We start from the raw sequence: 16601 nt of genomic DNA, 5'->3' as shown, positions 1-16601 counted from the left end.
AGCCCCTCCCTTGCCAGGGAGGGGAGCAGGTCGCCGCATCGCTTCACATTTGCTCGTCACTTCGACGTCGCCATATCCTACCTACGACTGTCCTACCCTCGACCGACCTGCCAACTCTTAGCCATGCGCCCCGCCCATCTTCGTCCACACCGCCCCATCCTGCCCGCGCGAAAACACCGCCGTGAACCTCCACTTCCTCCACTTCGCCTTTTTGCAACCGCATCCCGCTTGGGGCCTCGCGCGTATCGCCCTATGACGCCCCTCCACAGCCTCAGCCCGGAACCCCGCGCATGACCGACACCTCCAGCACCCCCGCGCCCGGCATCTTCATCGGTGCCAATGCTGGTGGCGCGCATCCGCAGCGGCTCGACCTGCGCCGCGCCAACCGTCACGGGTTGATCGCGGGCGCGACCGGCACCGGCAAGACGGTCACGCTGCAAGGCATTATCGAGGGCTTCTCCGATGCCGGCGTTCCGTGCTTCGTGTCCGACGTGAAGGGCGACCTGGCCGGCCTCGCAATGCCGGGGTCGCCGACCGCGAAGATGCACGACACGTTGCGCGCCCGCGCCGCGGAGATCGGCGATTCCGACTGGCGCTACGCCGCGGTGCCGGTGCAATTCTGGGACCTGTTCGGCGAGCAGGGCCACCCCATACGCGCCACCGTGTCCGAACTCGGCCCATTGCTGCTCGCGCGGCTGATGGACCTGAACGAGGTGCAGGAAGGCGTGCTGACCATCGCCTTCCACGTCGCCGACAAGGAAGGGCTGCTGCTCCTCGACATCGACGACCTCCAGGCGATGCTCGCGCATTGTGCCGAGCGCGCCGCCGAGTTGACGACGCAATACGGCAACGTGTCGAAGCAGTCGATCGGGGCGATCCAGCGCGCGCTGCTGCAACTGCGCACGCAAGGCGCGGAGCATTTCTTCGGCGAGCCCGCGCTCGAGATGCGCGACCTGATCGCAACCGATCACGAGGGTCGTGGCGTGGTCAACATCCTCGCCGCCGACAAATTGATGCAGAGCCCCAAGCTCTACTCAACCTTCCTGCTGTGGCTGCTGTCCGAACTGTTCGAGACGTTGCCCGAGGTCGGCGACCCCGACAAACCGCGGCTGTGCTTCTTCTTCGACGAGGCGCACCTCTTGTTCGACGACACGCCTAAGGCGCTGCTCGACAAGATCGAGCAGGTCGTCCGCCTGATACGCTCCAAAGGCGTCGGGGTGTATTTCATCACGCAGAACCCGGTCGACATCCCCGAGGACGTGGCGGGACAGCTCAACAACCGCGTCCAGCACAAATTGAACGCCTTCACCCCGCGCGATCGCAAGGCGGTGAACGCTGCCGCCGACACCTTCCGTGCCAATCCCGGTGTCGACGTTGCGACCGCGATTACCGAGTTGAAGGTCGGCGAGGCGCTCGTCTCGCTGCTCCAGCCCGATGGCGCACCCGCGCCCGTCACCCGCACGCTGATCAAGCCGCCGGGCAGCCGCCTCGGCCCGCTCACGACCGATGAGCGCCGTGTGCTGATCCAGACCGACGCGATCGGCGACAAGTACGACGAGCCGATCGACCGCGAGTCGGCGGAGGAAATCCTCTCGGCTAAGACGCAGGCCGCCGCCGCTGGCGTCGCCGCCGCACGTGCCGAGGACGAGGCAGAACGCGACGCCGCGCTGCGCGCCAAGGAACAGGCACGCGCCGAGCGCGACGCCGCGCGCACCCGCGCCGCCGACGAGCGCGCGCAGCGCACCACCCGGCGCGCGGCACCCGATTCGACGTGGGAGAAGATGGCGACCTCGGCGATGCGCTCCGCCTCGTCGTCGGTCGGGCGGCAAGTTGGCAACGAGATCGGACGCGCGGTGTTCGGCGGATCGTCACGCCGGCGATCGAGCAGCGGCGGTGGGCTGCTCGCCAGCGTGGTGCGCAACGTGCTCGGGGGATTGATGCGGCGATGACGATCTTCACGGCCATTACGCACGCCGACCTGGTCGCGCAGGTCCGCACCCTCGCCGACGCACTCGCCGCTGATACCGACTGGTCGCCCGAACATCTGATCGGGATCGGTCGCGGCGGACTGATCCCGGCGGTGTACCTGAGCCACGCCAGCGGCCTGCCCATGCTCGCGGTCGATTACAGCTCGCAGGCCGAAGACCTCGCCATCGACGCGATCCAGCGCCTCGCCGAGCGAACGCGCGCGGGCGAGCGGCTGTTGTTCATCGATGACATTAACGACTCGGGTCGCACGATCGGCCACCTGCGCGACATGCTCGCGCGCGCGCGCGCGAAGCCCGGCAGCGTCCGCTTCGCGACGCTGATCGACAATGTCGGCTCGGCGCAGTTGGTTGACTACCACGCCCGCACGATCGACCGCGCGGTCTTGAAGAGATGGTTCGTCTTCCCGTGGGAGGCGATGGCACCCGACAGCGCGATCCAGGCCGATGCGGAGGAAGTGCCGGAGCGGGTCGGTTAGCGCTACCGTGCTTTTGAAGGCAAACGTCATCCCAGACTTGATCCGGGATCCCGTTGCCTACTACGCCCATGCCAGAGAAGCGGGACCCCGGATCAAGTCCGGGGTGACGAGATAATGGCTACGCTTCCGAGAAGCGTCAGCCCACCATCCCCGTCACCCGCACGGCGCCGCCGCGGTTGATCACCCGGCCCGACAGGATGCCGCTCATCTCGACCACCGCGCCTTCCTCGACGATCAGGTCGCCGCTGACGATCCCGCTCACGTCGGCACGGCACCCGGCGGCGATCGTGACGGTACCGCCGACGATCCCGTCGACATCACCGTCGTGGTCGACGCGCAGGTCGCCATCGGTAATGCCGCCGCGGCGCTTCACTTCTTGATCAAACCGATCTCGACCAGCCGCTGCATCAAATAGTCCTGCGCGCTGATCGGCTCGGGGTAGCGGTCCGGGTTCTCAGGCGTAATCGTCTGCGGGAGCGTCTGGATCAGGAAATCGGGCGCGGGATGCAGGAAGAACGGCATCGAGTAGCGCGAATGGCCGCGGCGCTCGGGCGGCGGGTTGATGACGCGGTGCGTGGTCGAGGGCAGCACGTGGTTGGTCAGCCGCTGCAGCATGTCGCCGACGTTGACCACCATCGCACCCTCAGGCGGCTTGATCGCGAGCCAGCGGCCCGACTGGCGGTCGAGCAGTTCGAGCCCGGCTTCCTCCGCGCCAAGCAGCAGCGTGATGAGGTTGATGTCCTCGTGTGCGCCAGCCCGCACGCCTTCGGCATCGACCGGGATCGGCGGGTAATGGAGCAGGCGGAGCACCGAATTACCGTCGCGCACGGCGGGGTCGAACCATTTAGCGTCGAGCCCCAGGTGCAGCGCGATCGCCGACAGCAGTTTGTCGCCCGCGGTGTCAAACGCGCTGAACAGCTCGACGAACGTATCCTTGAACCCCGCGGGCCGCTCAGGCCAGATGTTGGCGGCCATCTCACCGGCGAAGCGGTGCCCCACAGGCAGCTCGCGCCCGACGTGCCAGAATTCCTTCAGGTCGACGTGCTTGGCGTCCTTGGCGATCTCGGTCTTGAATGGCGTGTAGCCGCGCGCGCCGCCCGCGCCGGGCACGTGATAACCGCGCTTCTCCTCCTCGGGCAGCGCGAATAGTTGCTGCGTCTCGTTCCAGGCGCGGTCGATCAGGTCTTGCGGCACGCCGTGGTCAGCGACGATCGCGAACCCGAACCGCTCGAACGACCCTCCGAGCGCGGCGGCGAACCCTTGCGGGTCGCGCGCCTGATCGGCGAGGCTGAGCGTCGGAACCTGGGCGGAAGGCGTGTCGAGCATGTGAAATCGTCCGGCTAAATCGTTACGAACCGACATAGGCGCCGCCGCGCCGCACCGCCACCCTCACGCGCTTACCCAGTTGCGATCAGGCGCCGCGGATCTTCACCACGCCGTCGCTCTGCCCGGCACGATCGGAGAAGTCGATCGTGAAACTGTGGTCGTCGTCGCGACCGGTCAGCGTGTTGCCTTCGACCTTCACCGGCGTGCCGTTTTTCGCGAACTGGTCGGCGAACCAGCCGCGCACGGTTGCAACATCGGCCGGGCTGGTGAAGCGCACCGTCACCTTGTCCTTGGCCGTACCGTCGACGTTGACCGAGGCGATCTTGCTGTCGGGATAGAGGTGCACGCCGTTGATGTCGAAATTCTCGGCGGTCAGGTTGATCTGCGGCAGCTTAAACGCACCCTTGAACGCAGGCGTGTCGATCTTGACCTCGCCGGCCTTGTCGATCGAGCCGCCGCTGCCGTTCGCGGTCACGGCGACCTGCGTCCCCTCCTGGCTGCGGTCGCATGCGGCGAGTGGCAGTGCGAACGTCGCAAGGATCAGCAAGGAGCGCATGGTCGAACCCTTCCGTATTATGATAGCAACACACTAGGGGTATGCCACCACCTGTCAAGCGCCGCGGGAACCCGGCGCGGCGCTGCGCCGTTCGCGCTTTCATCACAAGGAGATGAACATGGGCGGCCATCAGGTTACCAGCCACGGATCGGGCGACGACGGCTACGACGAGGACGGCTACGACGAGTCGCAGCGCGCCGAAATCCTGGAAGCGACGCGCGACGGGCCGAGCGACGGGACGATCATGACCGACATCAACCCGGACATCGACGCCGACGACGATGACGAGGATGCCGAGCGCGAGGACGAGCTGCAGATGACCGACGCGCAGGTCGGCGTAACGGATGACGACGACGATCAGGACGATGACGACATCGCCGAGGACGAGGCGCAAGACGATTTCGACGCCGACACGCTGGCCGAGGATGGCGACCTGGAAGACAGGGACGACGTGGCCTTAAGACCGTAAGTCGACGCAAGATCGACGTGCGAAGCGAAAGCTTCGCACGAGATGCGCCACAATCGTGGCGCCGTCGACCGGCCAGCGCGACGAAGCCGGCGCACAAGATGCGGCTTCGCCGCGATTGACGCGCCGGCGGGCAGATAGCAACCCGGTTGCACTCGCGAGAGAGTCGACCCTTCAATTAAACGAGAGGCGCTGCCAGATCACCGCCTCGAACCCACCACCCTTTCCGCACTCAAGAAGCGGCAGCGTTCAGAAGACCCGCAACATCGGCCTCGTTGACCGGCGCGCCAGTCACGTCGGTGACCATGCCAGAGTTCGACACAGCACCCGCGGTCGGTGGACCGGCATCCGGCGCAGCACTCGCCACGTCATAGGCGAACAACAACACGCCGCCCGCCCACCATAGGGCAGCCCAGCGGCTGCGAAAGAGGCGCGACCAATTCACGCGCCAAGGATGACATGGCGTCGATTGCAAGATCGTTGACGGCCGTTCGTTGACGCGGGCCGTGCGCAGGTCCACGCTGCGCGCCGATGCTGATGTTCGCCATCGCCCTGCAGTCGGCCACGCCGGTCGTACCGCCGCCCGCCGTATCGATCGAGCAGCCAGCGCGCATCTCGATCCTCGTGCCCGTCGCGGACGAGCGCTGCGTACGGCCACAGGGCGACGACATCATCGTCTGCGCGGGCGCGCTGCCGTCGCAGAGCTTGCCGCTGCCCGACGAGGCGGTCTCCTCCAAGCCGGTCCCGGTCAATCGCTACCTGACCGGCCGCGGCGCGTTGAATGCCGAGGCGACGCCGTGCGCGGCGCGAACCGGCGGATGCCAGACCGGCGTCAACATGCTGGCCGGCGGCACCGCGCTGATCCGCGGCGTGCAGAAGCTGCTGGCACCCGGTAGTTGCTGCGAGGATCCGAGCGAGGGAACCGACGCGTTGCAGCTAGCGCGCGACGCGGTCGGCGGCGTCGGCCGGCTGTTCCGCGGCAAGCCGGACAAGAGCGGGCGCGTCGCAATCCGCCTCGACGACACGCCGCCGGCGACCAGTCGCGTCCTTCCCTGATCTCTGGGTAAGTACGGCTCGCTGATCGGCCTCACATTCACCATGATATAGAGCGCGCAATAAGCGTCGGCGTGACCCGCTCATCCGCGTCACTGCGCATCTAATCCCGTCGCTCGCTGCACCATCGGCGGAACGATAGCACCAAGGCTTAATGTCGAAGCTGTGCCGATGCGTGTTCGGCGCCATCGAGCTCGTTTGGAAGCACCGCCGAACCTTTCTCCTACCGACAGTGGAGGGGTTGAAGGCGCGTAGGTGGATGGTGGACCGCCTCGTGTCGGACCGGTCCTGAAGAAGAGAGCGCTCAAGGGCGGAGATCAGCACGCCAACTTCACCCTTTAGGCGCAGCGAAGCGAGTGAGGACGCATCGCCGCTCCCCCTACTCCTCCGCGCAATCCCCCGTCCGCTTGGCGACGATCCGCGTCACCATGCCACCCGCCTGCGCCGCCACGCCGCCGCGGCGCACCGTTGCGGTCAGATCCACCGCTGTCGGCGAGTAACGGCCCTTCTGCGCCACGCTCAGCGTCTCGCCGCCCGCGTTGCGGCACGCCATCTCGGCGTCGAGCTGCCCGTCCTTCAACGTGAAGCGGCGGAACCGGCAGTTCGCCCCTGCCGCGGTCGACAGGTCGCCGAACAGCGGCTTGCCGGCTTCTTCGTCCGACAGGCACGCCTCGGTTGTCGCGGTGTCGCCGACCTGCTCGCGGATCGCCGCGGCGGCCGGTGTCTCGTCGGCGCCCGCGTCGAAGCTGACGAGCCGCGTGTCGGTTCGCCACTGCCCCGCCTGCGGCTTCTCGACGCTGGCGGTCGCGGTTGCCACGTCCTCGATCGAGGCATTGGTCAGGTCGATGTCACCGCTGCACGCCGCCAGCGGCAGCGCGGCGGCGAGCAGCAGGCAGCGCGCGTTCACGATCCCGTCCCCGCCCGCGCCGTGCCCGGCGTCATCAGGTCGAGCACCGCCGCGGTCATCGCGATCGTGCCGGTGGTGATCACGGGCTCGGGCGCGATGCGGAACTCGGGCGAGTGGTGCGACCCGATCTTGGGACCACCGCGCGCCGCCGCGTCAATCTCTGCGCGCGTCGATCCGCCGACCGCGAAATAATAGCCTTTCACGCGCGTATCGGGCTGGACATAATAAGCGAAATCCTCCGCCCCCATGCCGTCCTGCGTAAAGGCGGGCACGTTCTTCGCGCCCAGCGTCTGCACCATCACCGCGTTCAATCGGCGCGCGAGCGCGGCGTCGTTGATCGTCGTCGGCGTGCCCTCGCTGACCGTCACCACGGGCATCTTGTCCTTGGGCATCCCGTTCATCACGCCGACGCCGTTCGCCACCCGGCGGATCCCGTCGAGCAGCCGCTTGCGTGTCCCCTCGTCGTTGGCGCGTACCGTCACCTGCAATTTCGCCATGTCGGAGATGATATTGTGCTTCAGCCCCGCGTGGAACGACCCGACGGTGATGACGCCGGGGTCGAGCGGCGGGCGCTCGCGGCTGATCAGGCCCTGGAGCGCGATCACCATCTGCGACGCCATGTACACCGGGTCCTTGCCCTCGTGCGGGCTGGCGCCGTGCGCGCCGATGCCGGGCACGTCGATGTTGACCGAGTCGGACGAGGAATATTGGATGCCCGCGGATGCGGACACGGTGCCTGCCTCCATCCCCGCAGCGACATGGAAGGCCAGCGCATAATCGGGCTTGGGGAAGCGCGTGAACAGGCCATCGGCGATCATCGCCTTTGCACCACCGACGCGCTCCTCGGCAGGCTGGACGACGAACACGATCGTGCCGGCCCAGCGGTCACGCAGCGCGGCGAGCCGGCGCGCGGTGCCGACCATCGCGGTGATGTGCGTGTCGTGGCCGCAGGCGTGCATGACGGGCGCCTCCACCCCATCGACGCCGACCTGCCGCGCGCGGCTGGCGTTGGCGAGCCCCGACTTCTCCTCGACCGGCAGGCCGTCCATGTCGGCGCGCACCAGCACAACCGGGCCCGCGCCGTTCTTCAGCACGCCCACGACGCCGGTCTGCCCGACCTTCTCGGTCACGACCATGCCCGGCACCGCGCGCAGCGCCGCCGCCATCTTCGCCGCAGTGCGCGTTTCACGAAACGACAGTTCGGGGTTGCGGTGGAAATCGTCCCACATCGCGCCCAGGTCGCGCTTGTAATCGGCACGCACCGCGGCGGCATAATCGGGTTCGGCCAATGCGGGCGTCGCGGCGAGCGTGCCGGCAGCCGCCAGCAGGTTGATCAGGCGCATATATTCCCCCTCTTTTGCTCCAACCATAGCCGCGCCGTGCCGGATGCCTAGAGGGATCGCGCAGCTTGCCCCAGCGGACACGTTCCGGCACGTGGACGCGCATGTTCGACCTTGACGCCTATCTCACCCGCATCGACCTGCCCGCGCTGCCGACCAACGACGGCGAGGGGCTGCAACGACTGCAACGCGCGCACCGGCTGGCGATCCCGTTCGAGAATCTCGACGTGCGGCTCGGCCGCGCGATCGCGATCGACTCAGGCTCCGTCGCGGCAAAGCTGGTGACGGCGCGGCGCGGCGGCTTCTGTTTCGAGCACAACCGGTTGTTCCTCGACGCGCTGGCGGCGACCGGGTTCGACGCGCGCCCGCTGCTCGCGCGCGTGTGGCTGGGGGCCGCGGACGTGCCGCCGCTCACCCACACGCTGTCGCTGGTGACGATCGGCGATGCGCCGTGGATTGCCGATCCCGGCTTCGGCGGCAGCTATGCCCCGGTCATGCCGCTGGTCGACGGCGCCGAGGCCGAGGCACCCGACGGCGCGCGCTTCCGGCTCGCCCGCGACGACGAGCACGGCTGGATGCTGCTGCGCGACGGCGATCCTGCCACCACCGACGGGCGCGGCGCGGGCAGCGGGTGGCAGCGGCAATACAGCTTCACGCTCGACGAGGTACACGACAGCGATCTCGCGATGGGCAACCATTGGGCCTCCACCGCGCCCGTCAGCCGCTTCACCAATCACGCGATCGTGTCGGTCGTCCTGCCGCACGGCTTCGCGACGCTGACCGACCGCGACTATCGCCGCCGGGCCGCGAGCACCGACAGCGCGGGCGAGATCACCGACCCGCGCGTGTACCGGATGCGCCTGTCGATGATGTTCGGCATCACGCTGTCGGCAGAGGAAGTCGCGGCGCTCGGCCTGTTCTGACCCGCGCCGCCCGGCGCTTCAGCCGACGAAGGCGCGCTCGATCACGTAGGTGCCCGGCGCGGCGTTCGAACCTTCAACGAAGCCGAGCGTCTCCAGCGTCGCGGCGGTGTCGCGGATCATGTCCATCGACCCGCACATCATGATCCGGTCCGTATCCGGGTTGAAGCATTTGTCGCCGGTGATCGAATCACCGAACATCGTGCCGTTCTCCATCAGCGCGTCGATGCGACCGGTGGTGTGGAACGGCTCACGCGTGACCGTCGGGATGTAGTGGAACTGCTGCGCCGCCTCGTCCGCCACCAGCGGATCGTCGGCCAGACGCGCGGCGAGCTCGTCGTGATACGCCAGATCGCTGACGCGGCGCACCGAATGGACCACGATCACCTGGTCGAACATCGTGTACACGTCGGGATCGCGCGCCAAGCTCAGGAACGGCGCGAGCCCCGTGCCGGTCGACAGCATGAACAGCCTTTTGCCCGGCAGCAATGCGTCGGTGACGAGCGTACCGGTCGGTTTGCGCCCCAGATAGATTTCGTCGCCTGCCACGATCTGTTGCAGCCGCCCGGTCAGCGGGCCGTTCTCGACCTTGATCGACAGGAACTCCAGCTCCTCGGCGTAATGCTGGCTCGCGACCGAGTACGCACGCATGATTGGCTTGCCCGCGGCACCGTCCGCGCCCTCCTCGCCCGGCAGCCCGATCATCACGAACTCGCCCGAGCGGAAGCGGAAGCTCGACGGCCGCTCCACCGCGAAGCTGAACAGATGCTCGTTCCAGTGGCGGACCCAATTCACCTTGACGCTGGCGAACGCCTTGCTCTCGGGAATGCTGATGGGTGCGCGGACGTCGGTCATGCCTGTTGTTCCTCGAACCGCGCCCGACCGGCACGGCATCCATGAAATCGATCTGATTGCGAACGCCGCGCAATATGGGTCGGCACGCACGCGGTCAACCAAGCCGAGCTTGGGGCCGCCCAAGGCACCTTCAAGTCGCCTGTCCGCACGCCCATATCGCACCGCATGGCGATCCAGATCCGTACCAACCTGGCCGAACCCGAAACCGGCGAGGATTTCGTCCCCCATCGCCCGCAACGTCCGCCCAAGGTCGAGGGCGGGAAGGCGTTCAAGCTCGTCAGCGACTACCAGCCGTCGGGCGACCAGCCGACCGCGATCCGCGACCTCGTCAGCGGCGTGCAGGCGGGCGACAAGGACCAGGTGCTGCTGGGTGTCACCGGCTCGGGCAAGACCTTCACCATGGCGAAGGTGATCGAGGCGATGCAGCGCCCGGCGCTGATCCTCGCCCCCAACAAGATACTGGCCGCGCAACTCTACGGCGAATTCAAGTCGTTCTTCCCCGACAACGCGGTCGAGTATTTCGTCAGCTACTACGATTACTACCAGCCCGAGGCGTACGTGCCGCGGTCGGACACCTACATCGAGAAGGAAAGCTCGGTGAACGAGGCGATCGACCGAATGCGCCACTCCGCCACCCGGTCACTCTTGGAGCGCGACGACGTGCTGATCGTCGCCTCGGTTTCGTGCCTCTACGGTATCGGCTCGGTCGAAACCTATTCGGCGATGATCTTCGACCTGAAGAAAGGCCAGAGCGCCGATCAGCGCGAGATCGTCCGCAAGCTGGTGGCATTGCAGTACAAGCGCAACGACGCCGCCTTCCAGCGCGGCAACTTCCGCGTGAAAGGCGACAATCTAGAAATCTTCCCGTCGCACTACGAGGACAGCGCGTGGCGCGTGTCGTTCTTCGGTGACGAGATCGAGGCGATCGTCGAGTTCGATCCGCTGACCGGGCAAAAGTCGGCGAGCCTCAACTCGATCCGCATCTACGCCAATTCGCACTATGTCACGCCCGGTCCGACGATGAAGCAGGCCGCCGACGCGATCCGCCACGAGCTGACCGAGCGGCTGAAGGAGCTGGAGATCGAGGGCAAGCTGCTCGAGCGTCAGCGGCTGGAGCAGCGCACCAATTTTGACCTCGAGATGATTGCCGCCACTGGCAGTTGCAACGGCATCGAGAATTACAGCCGCTTCCTGACCGGCCGCCTGCCCGGCGAGCCGCCGCCCACCTTGTTCGAATACCTGCCCGAAAACGCGATGCTGTTCGTCGACGAGAGTCACCAGACGATCGGCCAGATCAACGGCATGTCGCGCGGCGATCACCGGCGCAAGATCACGCTGGCCGAATACGGCTTCCGCTTGCCCTCGGCGATCGACAACCGCCCGCTGCGCTTCAACGAATGGGACGCGATGCGCCCGCAGACGGTCTGCGTCTCGGCGACGCCGGGCACGTGGGAGATGGAGCAGTCGGCCGGCGTCTTCGCCGAGCAGGTGATCCGCCCGACCGGGCTCATCGACCCGCCGATCGAGATCAAGCCGGTCGAGGAGCAGGTGCAGGACCTGATCGTCGAGGCGAAGAAGACCGCCGAGCTCGGCTATCGCACGCTTGTCACCACGCTGACCAAGCGGATGGCGGAGGATCTGACCGAATATATGCACGAGGCGGGGATCAAGGTCCGCTACATGCACTCCGACGTCGAGACGCTGGAGCGTATCGAGCTGATCCGCGATCTGCGGCTGGGCGTGTACGACGTGCTGATCGGCATCAACCTGCTGCGCGAGGGGCTTGATATTCCCGAATGCGGGCTGGTCGCGATCCTCGACGCCGACAAGGAAGGCTTCCTGCGCTCCGAAACCTCCTTGATCCAGACGATCGGTCGCGCCGCGCGCAACGTCGACGGGCGCGTGATCCTCTACGCCGACCGCATCACAGGCTCGATGGAGCGCGCGATGAACGAAACGGCGCGTCGGCGCGAGAAGCAGCAGCAATACAACCTCAAACACGGCATCACGCCGACGACGATCCGCCGCAACATCGGTGACATTATCGCGCACGTCAGCCAGGGCGATCAGGTCACGGTCGATATTGGAGACGACCGCCCGCACATGGTCGGCCACAACCTACGCGGCTATATCGAGGAATTGGAAAAGAAGATGCGCAAGGCCGCGTCCGACCTCGAGTTCGAGGAAGCCGGCCGCCTGCGCGACGAAATCCGCCAATTGGAGCAGGAGGAACTCGGCCTGCCGGTCGAGCAGCAGAAAGCACCCATCATGGGCCGCTCGAACGAGGGCAAGCCCGGTACGCGCAAAACCCGGTTTGGCAAGCAGCAGCAGGTGCGGATGGGCAAGCGGCGGTGAAGTCGCGCGTGAAGTGACCTTTCTTGGTGCGCCGAGAGAAACATCGGCGACCCATCGCGCAACAGCCTCCCCTCCCTGAAAGGGAGGGACCGGGGGTGGGTAGGGCCGACGCAGAGCGCGTCGTAACCGATCGCCCCTTACCCATCTCCGCCCCTTCCTTGGAGGCGAGGGTCGTCGGTTGGATCATCGTTCGCACACCTCGGACCCGATCATTTCGTCATCCCGGCCTTGAGCCGGAATCCCGCTATCTTCACCGCCAACGGTCGAAAACAAGCGGGACCGCGGATCAAGCCCGGGGTGACGGACTGATCAATGGGTCGGAATCAACATCCCGCCGGTGACGCCCTCTTTCCTACACGCCGGACCCGTGACACACCGCCGTCCGCTCTTTGACACTTCATCATCCGGGCGCGCGCATGCGCGCAATGAGTGCGACCTTTGTGACCTTCCGGCACCATCACGCACCACCAGCCACTCGCGGTTCAGCCGCGCGCACCTACATCAAGGCACATGTACGCGCAGCCCAGACAGGAACGCTTCGGAGCCGCCGCTGCCGCGCTCGCGGTGACGGGCGCGCTCGGCTGGGCGCTGCTGACGGGGCTCGCCGGCGACGCGATCCGACAGCGCGTTGACGAGGGGCTGCGACTGTTTGACCTCGCGCCGCCCCCTCCCCCGCCGCCACCCGCCAAGACGGTGCCGCGCCCCAAGGTCAGCAAGCGCGCCGAGGGCCGCGCCGCCCCGCCCAACATCCGCTCCAAGGCGACGCAGGTCGTCGCGCCCAAGCCGGTCGTTGTCATCCCCGTCCCCCCGCCCCCGATCGTCGTCGCGATCAAGCCGTTCGCCGGCAATCAGGCGACACAGGGTGCCGCACCGCGCCTCGGCCCGGGCACCGGCGCGGGTGGCATCGGCGACGGTACCGGCTCGGGCGGTTGGGGCGACGGAGACGGCGACGGCGGCGACGAAACGCCGCCGATCCAGCGCCGCGGGCGTATCAGCGACAGCGACTTTCCTTCGGACATTCGCGAATTGGCCGAAACCGGCTTCGAGGGCACGGTCTCGGTACGCTTCCTGGTCCAGACCGACGGCCGGGTCGGCGAGTGCCGCGTGACCCGGTCGAGCGGCTATCGCTCGCTCGACGCCGCCACCTGCCGCCTGATCCAGCAACGCTTCCGGTACGAACCCTCGCGCGACGCCGCCGGACGCCCGGTCCCGGCGTGGATACTGGAGAACCACACCTGGGCGGTAGAGGGCGATCAGCGCTGAAACTCTCGGACCCGGCTGGAAGTAAACCGCCGCCCACTTACCGTCATCCCGGACTTGATTCGGGATCCCGCTGCCTTCTTCTGCCCTCCTAGGAAGCGGACTCCCGGAACAGGTCGGGGGTGACGTGAAGTTAGGCAAGAGAGTCCGAGATCAACGCCCCACCCGCAGCAGCACCATAAAACAGAAGGCGGCACCCGCGGGCACCGCCTCCTCGTCACCGTCACACTGTCGGTTCAGCGCGCGTCCTTGTCCACCCGCGCCGGCTCGGCATCGATCGTCTGCGGCGGATGCGTGTTGCCCTTCTCGGGCGCGTCGGGGTCTTCCAGCAACTCCTTAGTCGCCTTCTGCACGTCGTTGGGCTTGTCGGTCATCGCATCAGTCCTTCATGCTCGCAGGCACCGAGCCGCCGTTCTTCTCGAGCTCGCGCATCACCGCCTTGTGCAGCCAGATGTTCATGTCGGCCGACCCGTCCTTGGCGCCGCTGTAACCGAGCTCGGTCGCCAGCTCCTTGCGGTTGGCGAGGCTCGAATCAAGATCGAGCAGCTTCATCAGGTCGACGATCGAGGTGCGCCAGTTAAGGTCGGGATTGCCCTTCTGCGACGAGATGTTGGTCAGCACCTGCTCGACGTCGACGTGCTGCGCGTGTGCCGGGGCGGGGGTCGCCGGGGCCTGAGCGGGCGCGGCCTGCGGCTGCTGCTGCGGCGCCGGGCGCGGGGCACCGCCTGTCGGGGCCGGTGCCGGTGCGGGTGCCGCATCCTTCTTGCCGCCGAACTGCCCGCCGAGCGGACCGTTGTGACCGAAGATCGCGTCCTTGATCTTGCCGAAAATGCTCATGGCTTCAAACTCCTCTACTCAGCCGTTGGCCAGGTTTTCGTTGGGAACTTCATAGTAACGCGCCACGCTGTCGGCGTAGGATTGGTTGAACACGGGCGGGTTGTTCGCCCAGCTCGGTCCGCCCTCCAGCATCCGGCGGTCGATCGTCACGACGTACAGGTCACGCACCACGTCGAGCGACAGCAGCGAGAACGGCAGCGGGTAGAAGCTCTTGCCCATGCCCAGAAAGCCGCCCAGGCTCAGCACCGCGTGCGTCACCCGGCCCGAGCCCTTGTGCACCATGAAGGCATGCACGCTGCCCAGATGATCGCCGTCACGGCTGTCGACGCGCATCGCATCGGCGAGGGTCGATCGCACCAGCAACTGGGTCGGCTCGGCATTGGTCGATGCGGCGTCGTGGTCTGACATGGTGGTTCCCTGTGATTTGCGCCGGAGTAACCGCTCGCCGCGGCAGCGGGTTCCGGCCGCGGTTGAGCCACATCGACGCATCCGGCATAATCGGGCGCGATGATCGCTTCCCGCCTCCCGCTTCGCCTATCGACCCTGTTGCTGCTGGGGGTCGGCGCGTGCGTGGCCCCGCCGCGCGCACCGGCGCCCGTCGACCTGCCGCGCCCGACGCCGACGCTCGCATTGCCCGCGCCCGCCCCGGTCGATTGGCAGGATTGGCCGCGCACGCCGGGCACCTGGACCTACCAGCGCGACGCGCGCGGCAGTCGGGCGCTGTTCGGCACTGCGGGGCAGGACGCACGGGCGGTGCTGCGCTGCGACCGGGCGGAGCGTCGCTTGTTCCTGTCGCGCAGCGGCGGTGAGACGACCCCGTTCACGATCCGCACCACCGCCACCACGCGCAGCATCGCGGCGCAGCCGACCGGCGGCACCCCGCCCTATGTCGCGACCGCGTTCGCGCCGAACGACCCGCTGCTCGACGCGATGGCGTTCAGCCGCGGGCGGTTCGTGATCGAGCAAGCGGGCACGCCTGCGCTGGTGCTGCCGCCCTATGCCGAGGTCGGCCGCGTAATCGAGGATTGCCGCGGCTGACGCTCAAGCCAGAGGGCACGCGGCGGCGGAGGATCAGGCAAACAAAACGAGAAAACAAGCCTTGTATAACCCGGCGCACGGGGACACATTGTGGATGCGGTCAACGCAGACCGCACGTGTCTTCAACAGCGAAAGGAGGTGATCCGATGTCTCATGGTTCAGCAGTGGGTTCGGTTCAGTTCGTTCGGGGGATCCGCTTTTAAGAATCGGTGATGGGCCGGAGGGTATCGTCCCTCATGCAACGGTCCGTTAGAGGTTCACGGAAGCCTTCATGGTCTCCCGGGCTGGAGCTCTCCGGCCGCTGACCATGTCTAGGGGCTGTCAGGTTCGTCGTGAGACGGTCTGGCAGCCCCTTCTCATTTCCGGGCGTGCCAAGTGCGCGATCGTTCGCCGGCGCTGGCGCAATTCCGGATCCTCGCAGTGCACCGTCATCCCCGGACTTAATCCGGGATCCCGCTGCCTTCTGCTAACATGTTCGAGACGCGAGACCCCGGATCAGGTCCGCCAGACAAAGGGATGTGCGTCACGCTGATTGAGAACCGCCCTGACGCAACTCATTCACGCGCACCGTGGCTCACACCCGATACCGGCATGCCCCCATCGACGTTCTAAAAACTCGCGCTAATCTTCAGCGGCGCGCAACTCTCATCCGCTCTGCGGCATGCTGAAATACGGCAGCATGTGCGCGCAGTAATCGGCCTTGCCCAGCTCGACGCTCTGCGCGCGCAGGATCGCGTAGGCGGTGACCACGTGGAAGTAGAATTGCGGCAGCGCCCAATCGCGCGCGTAAACGGTCGCGGTCACGTTCATCACCATGCCGTTTGGCAGCGCGTGCGCGACTGGCGCGTCGCCTTCTAGCGTCAGCCCGTCGGTAGCCGCGGCCTCCACCACCGCCAGCGTCTCGTTGATCCGCGCCCGCGCGTCGGCGAGCGTGCCGGGCCGCTCGCCCGCGTTGCGCGCTTCCTCCAGCAGTTGCTGAATTGCAGGCGAGAAGTCGCGCGCCTGCAATCGGAACACGGCCTCCTGCGCCTGCCGGCACGCGAACCGGACCTGCGTGGCGAGCGGGAACATGTCGGGGGCGAGCCGCGCCGACAGCAGCGCCTCCGCCTCGTCGCCGCGTGCTGCCTCCGCCTTGTCGAGCCAGGTCGCCATCGTGCCTAGCATCTGGGTGTAGGTCGGCAGCAGCAGGTCGGACAGCGTCATGCGGTGCCTCGCTCAGTACGG

The 16601-nt window shown here is 67.0% G+C and carries 19 protein-coding genes; 8 read left to right on the top strand and 11 right to left on the bottom strand.

What is annotated here, in order from left to right; genetic code table 11:
• Nucleotides 1-290 precede the first annotated feature (290 nt).
• Nucleotides 291-1949 carry a helicase HerA-like domain-containing protein gene (locus tag HRV97_RS06045; protein ID WP_174193033.1) on the top strand — a complete coding sequence of 553 codons (1659 nt, stop codon included), beginning with the start codon at nt 291-293 and terminating at the stop codon, nt 1947-1949.
• Nucleotides 1946-2464 carry a phosphoribosyltransferase gene (locus tag HRV97_RS06040; protein WP_174193031.1) on the top strand — a complete coding sequence of 173 codons (519 nt, stop codon included), beginning with the start codon at nt 1946-1948 and terminating at the stop codon, nt 2462-2464. The genes HRV97_RS06045 and HRV97_RS06040 overlap by 4 nt, the downstream gene beginning before the upstream one ends.
• A gap of 136 nt (nt 2465-2600) precedes the next feature.
• On the opposite strand, the gene HRV97_RS06035 is transcribed toward HRV97_RS06040, so the two are convergent.
• The 3 genes from HRV97_RS06035 to HRV97_RS06025 all read right to left on the bottom strand — a co-directional run bounded on the left by HRV97_RS06035 (nt 2601) and on the right by HRV97_RS06025 (nt 4346).
• On the bottom strand, nt 2601-2837 hold the full coding sequence (locus HRV97_RS06035; protein WP_174193029.1) for a hypothetical protein: 237 nt from the start codon (nt 2835-2837) through the stop codon (nt 2601-2603).
• Nucleotides 2834-3790, bottom strand: a complete 957-nt coding sequence (locus HRV97_RS06030) for an isopenicillin N synthase family dioxygenase (protein WP_174193027.1) — start codon at nt 3788-3790, stop codon at nt 2834-2836. The genes HRV97_RS06035 and HRV97_RS06030 overlap by 4 nt, the downstream gene beginning before the upstream one ends.
• Nucleotides 3791-3875: 85 nt before the next feature.
• Complete coding sequence (locus HRV97_RS06025; RefSeq protein WP_174193025.1) at nt 3876-4346, bottom strand: hypothetical protein; 471 nt, start codon at nt 4344-4346, stop codon at nt 3876-3878.
• Nucleotides 4347-4464: 118 nt separating this feature from the next.
• On the opposite strand from HRV97_RS06025, the gene HRV97_RS06020 reads away from it, so the two are divergent.
• The gene (locus tag HRV97_RS06020) at nt 4465-4815 is read left to right on the top strand and encodes a DNA primase (protein WP_174193023.1); all 351 of its coding nucleotides are present in this window, start codon (nt 4465-4467) and stop codon (nt 4813-4815) included.
• Nucleotides 4816-5044: 229 nt separating this feature from the next.
• On the opposite strand, the gene HRV97_RS06015 is transcribed toward HRV97_RS06020, so the two are convergent.
• On the bottom strand, nt 5045-5257 hold the full coding sequence (locus tag HRV97_RS06015; protein ID WP_174192780.1) for a hypothetical protein: 213 nt from the start codon (nt 5255-5257) through the stop codon (nt 5045-5047).
• A gap of 86 nt (nt 5258-5343) precedes the next feature.
• On the opposite strand from HRV97_RS06015, the gene HRV97_RS06010 reads away from it, so the two are divergent.
• Complete coding sequence (locus tag HRV97_RS06010; protein WP_174193020.1) at nt 5344-5868, top strand: hypothetical protein; 525 nt, start codon at nt 5344-5346, stop codon at nt 5866-5868.
• Between the two features lie 376 nt (nt 5869-6244).
• Here HRV97_RS06010 and HRV97_RS06005 read toward each other — a convergent pair whose 3' ends face one another.
• Entirely contained in the window at nt 6245-6772 is a 528-nt protein-coding gene (locus HRV97_RS06005; RefSeq protein WP_174193018.1) for a DUF3617 family protein, read from the bottom strand.
• Nucleotides 6769-8115 carry an amidohydrolase gene (locus tag HRV97_RS06000; RefSeq protein ID WP_174193016.1) on the bottom strand — a complete coding sequence of 449 codons (1347 nt, stop codon included), beginning with the start codon at nt 8113-8115 and terminating at the stop codon, nt 6769-6771. Before HRV97_RS06000 ends, HRV97_RS06005 begins: the two co-directional genes overlap by 4 nt.
• Nucleotides 8116-8216: 101 nt before the next feature.
• Between HRV97_RS06000 and HRV97_RS05995 the strand changes: the two genes are divergently transcribed.
• A complete protein-coding gene (locus HRV97_RS05995) occupies nt 8217-9035 on the top strand; it encodes an arylamine N-acetyltransferase family protein (protein WP_174193014.1) in 819 nt (272 codons plus the stop codon).
• Nucleotides 9036-9053: 18 nt separating this feature from the next.
• On the opposite strand, the gene HRV97_RS05990 is transcribed toward HRV97_RS05995, so the two are convergent.
• The gene (locus HRV97_RS05990) at nt 9054-9887 is read right to left on the bottom strand and encodes a ferredoxin--NADP reductase (protein WP_174193012.1); all 834 of its coding nucleotides are present in this window, start codon (nt 9885-9887) and stop codon (nt 9054-9056) included.
• 165 nt (nt 9888-10052) lie between these two features.
• Between HRV97_RS05990 and uvrB the strand changes: the two genes are divergently transcribed.
• Both uvrB and HRV97_RS05980 read left to right on the top strand, forming a co-directional pair.
• Nucleotides 10053-12242 (top strand): excinuclease ABC subunit UvrB, encoded by a 2190-nt coding sequence (gene uvrB / locus HRV97_RS05985; RefSeq protein ID WP_174193010.1) that lies wholly within the window; start codon nt 10053-10055, stop codon nt 12240-12242.
• A 510-nt stretch (nt 12243-12752) separates the two neighbouring features.
• The gene (locus HRV97_RS05980; RefSeq protein WP_246248576.1) at nt 12753-13505 is read left to right on the top strand and encodes an energy transducer TonB; all 753 of its coding nucleotides are present in this window, start codon (nt 12753-12755) and stop codon (nt 13503-13505) included.
• A 233-nt stretch (nt 13506-13738) separates the two neighbouring features.
• Here HRV97_RS05980 and HRV97_RS05975 read toward each other — a convergent pair whose 3' ends face one another.
• Genes HRV97_RS05975 through HRV97_RS05965 form a run of 3 tightly spaced genes read right to left on the bottom strand, consistent with a single transcriptional unit; the run spans nt 13739 to nt 14747 of the window.
• Nucleotides 13739-13876 carry a hypothetical protein gene (locus tag HRV97_RS05975; RefSeq protein ID WP_174193008.1) on the bottom strand — a complete coding sequence of 46 codons (138 nt, stop codon included), beginning with the start codon at nt 13874-13876 and terminating at the stop codon, nt 13739-13741.
• Between the two features lie 4 nt (nt 13877-13880).
• Nucleotides 13881-14339 carry a DUF3597 domain-containing protein gene (locus tag HRV97_RS05970; protein ID WP_174193006.1) on the bottom strand — a complete coding sequence of 153 codons (459 nt, stop codon included), beginning with the start codon at nt 14337-14339 and terminating at the stop codon, nt 13881-13883.
• Between the two features lie 18 nt (nt 14340-14357).
• Nucleotides 14358-14747 carry a PRC-barrel domain-containing protein gene (locus HRV97_RS05965; RefSeq protein WP_174193004.1) on the bottom strand — a complete coding sequence of 130 codons (390 nt, stop codon included), beginning with the start codon at nt 14745-14747 and terminating at the stop codon, nt 14358-14360.
• Nucleotides 14748-14846: 99 nt separating this feature from the next.
• Between HRV97_RS05965 and HRV97_RS05960 the strand changes: the two genes are divergently transcribed.
• A complete protein-coding gene (locus HRV97_RS05960; protein ID WP_174193002.1) occupies nt 14847-15377 on the top strand; it encodes a hypothetical protein in 531 nt (176 codons plus the stop codon).
• A 645-nt stretch (nt 15378-16022) separates the two neighbouring features.
• Here HRV97_RS05960 and HRV97_RS05955 read toward each other — a convergent pair.
• The gene (locus HRV97_RS05955) at nt 16023-16580 is read right to left on the bottom strand and encodes a DUF1993 domain-containing protein (RefSeq protein ID WP_174193000.1); all 558 of its coding nucleotides are present in this window, start codon (nt 16578-16580) and stop codon (nt 16023-16025) included.
• Between the last annotated feature and the right edge of the window lie 21 nt (nt 16581-16601).

This window comes from Sphingomonas hominis, assembly GCF_013328205.1.
In the GTDB taxonomy this organism is placed as follows: domain Bacteria; phylum Pseudomonadota; class Alphaproteobacteria; order Sphingomonadales; family Sphingomonadaceae; genus Sphingomonas; species Sphingomonas hominis.
Note: the sequence above shows the minus strand (reverse complement) of the source record. Positions and strands in the feature narration are given on the sequence as shown.

Coding starts and splice junctions, on each gene's coding strand:
- HRV97_RS06045 (WP_174193033.1), top strand. CDS start 291: ATGACCGACACCTCCAGCACCCCCGCGCCCGGCATCTTCATCGGTGCC.
- HRV97_RS06040 (WP_174193031.1), top strand. CDS start 1,946: ATGACGATCTTCACGGCCATTACGCACGCCGACCTGGTCGCGCAGGTC.
- HRV97_RS06030 (WP_174193027.1), bottom strand. CDS start 3,790: ATGCTCGACACGCCTTCCGCCCAGGTTCCGACGCTCAGCCTCGCCGAT.
- HRV97_RS06025 (WP_174193025.1), bottom strand. CDS start 4,346: ATGCGCTCCTTGCTGATCCTTGCGACGTTCGCACTGCCACTCGCCGCA.
- HRV97_RS06020 (WP_174193023.1), top strand. CDS start 4,465: ATGGGCGGCCATCAGGTTACCAGCCACGGATCGGGCGACGACGGCTAC.
- HRV97_RS06010 (WP_174193020.1), top strand. CDS start 5,344: ATGCTGATGTTCGCCATCGCCCTGCAGTCGGCCACGCCGGTCGTACCG.
- HRV97_RS06000 (WP_174193016.1), bottom strand. CDS start 8,115: ATGCGCCTGATCAACCTGCTGGCGGCTGCCGGCACGCTCGCCGCGACG.
- HRV97_RS05995 (WP_174193014.1), top strand. CDS start 8,217: ATGTTCGACCTTGACGCCTATCTCACCCGCATCGACCTGCCCGCGCTG.
- HRV97_RS05990 (WP_174193012.1), bottom strand. CDS start 9,887: ATGACCGACGTCCGCGCACCCATCAGCATTCCCGAGAGCAAGGCGTTC.
- uvrB (WP_174193010.1), top strand. CDS start 10,053: ATGGCGATCCAGATCCGTACCAACCTGGCCGAACCCGAAACCGGCGAG.
- HRV97_RS05980 (WP_246248576.1), top strand. CDS start 12,753: ATGTACGCGCAGCCCAGACAGGAACGCTTCGGAGCCGCCGCTGCCGCG.
- HRV97_RS05975 (WP_174193008.1), bottom strand. CDS start 13,876: ATGACCGACAAGCCCAACGACGTGCAGAAGGCGACTAAGGAGTTGCTG.
- HRV97_RS05970 (WP_174193006.1), bottom strand. CDS start 14,339: ATGAGCATTTTCGGCAAGATCAAGGACGCGATCTTCGGTCACAACGGT.
- HRV97_RS05965 (WP_174193004.1), bottom strand. CDS start 14,747: ATGTCAGACCACGACGCCGCATCGACCAATGCCGAGCCGACCCAGTTG.
- HRV97_RS05960 (WP_174193002.1), top strand. CDS start 14,847: ATGATCGCTTCCCGCCTCCCGCTTCGCCTATCGACCCTGTTGCTGCTG.
- HRV97_RS05955 (WP_174193000.1), bottom strand. CDS start 16,580: ATGACGCTGTCCGACCTGCTGCTGCCGACCTACACCCAGATGCTAGGC.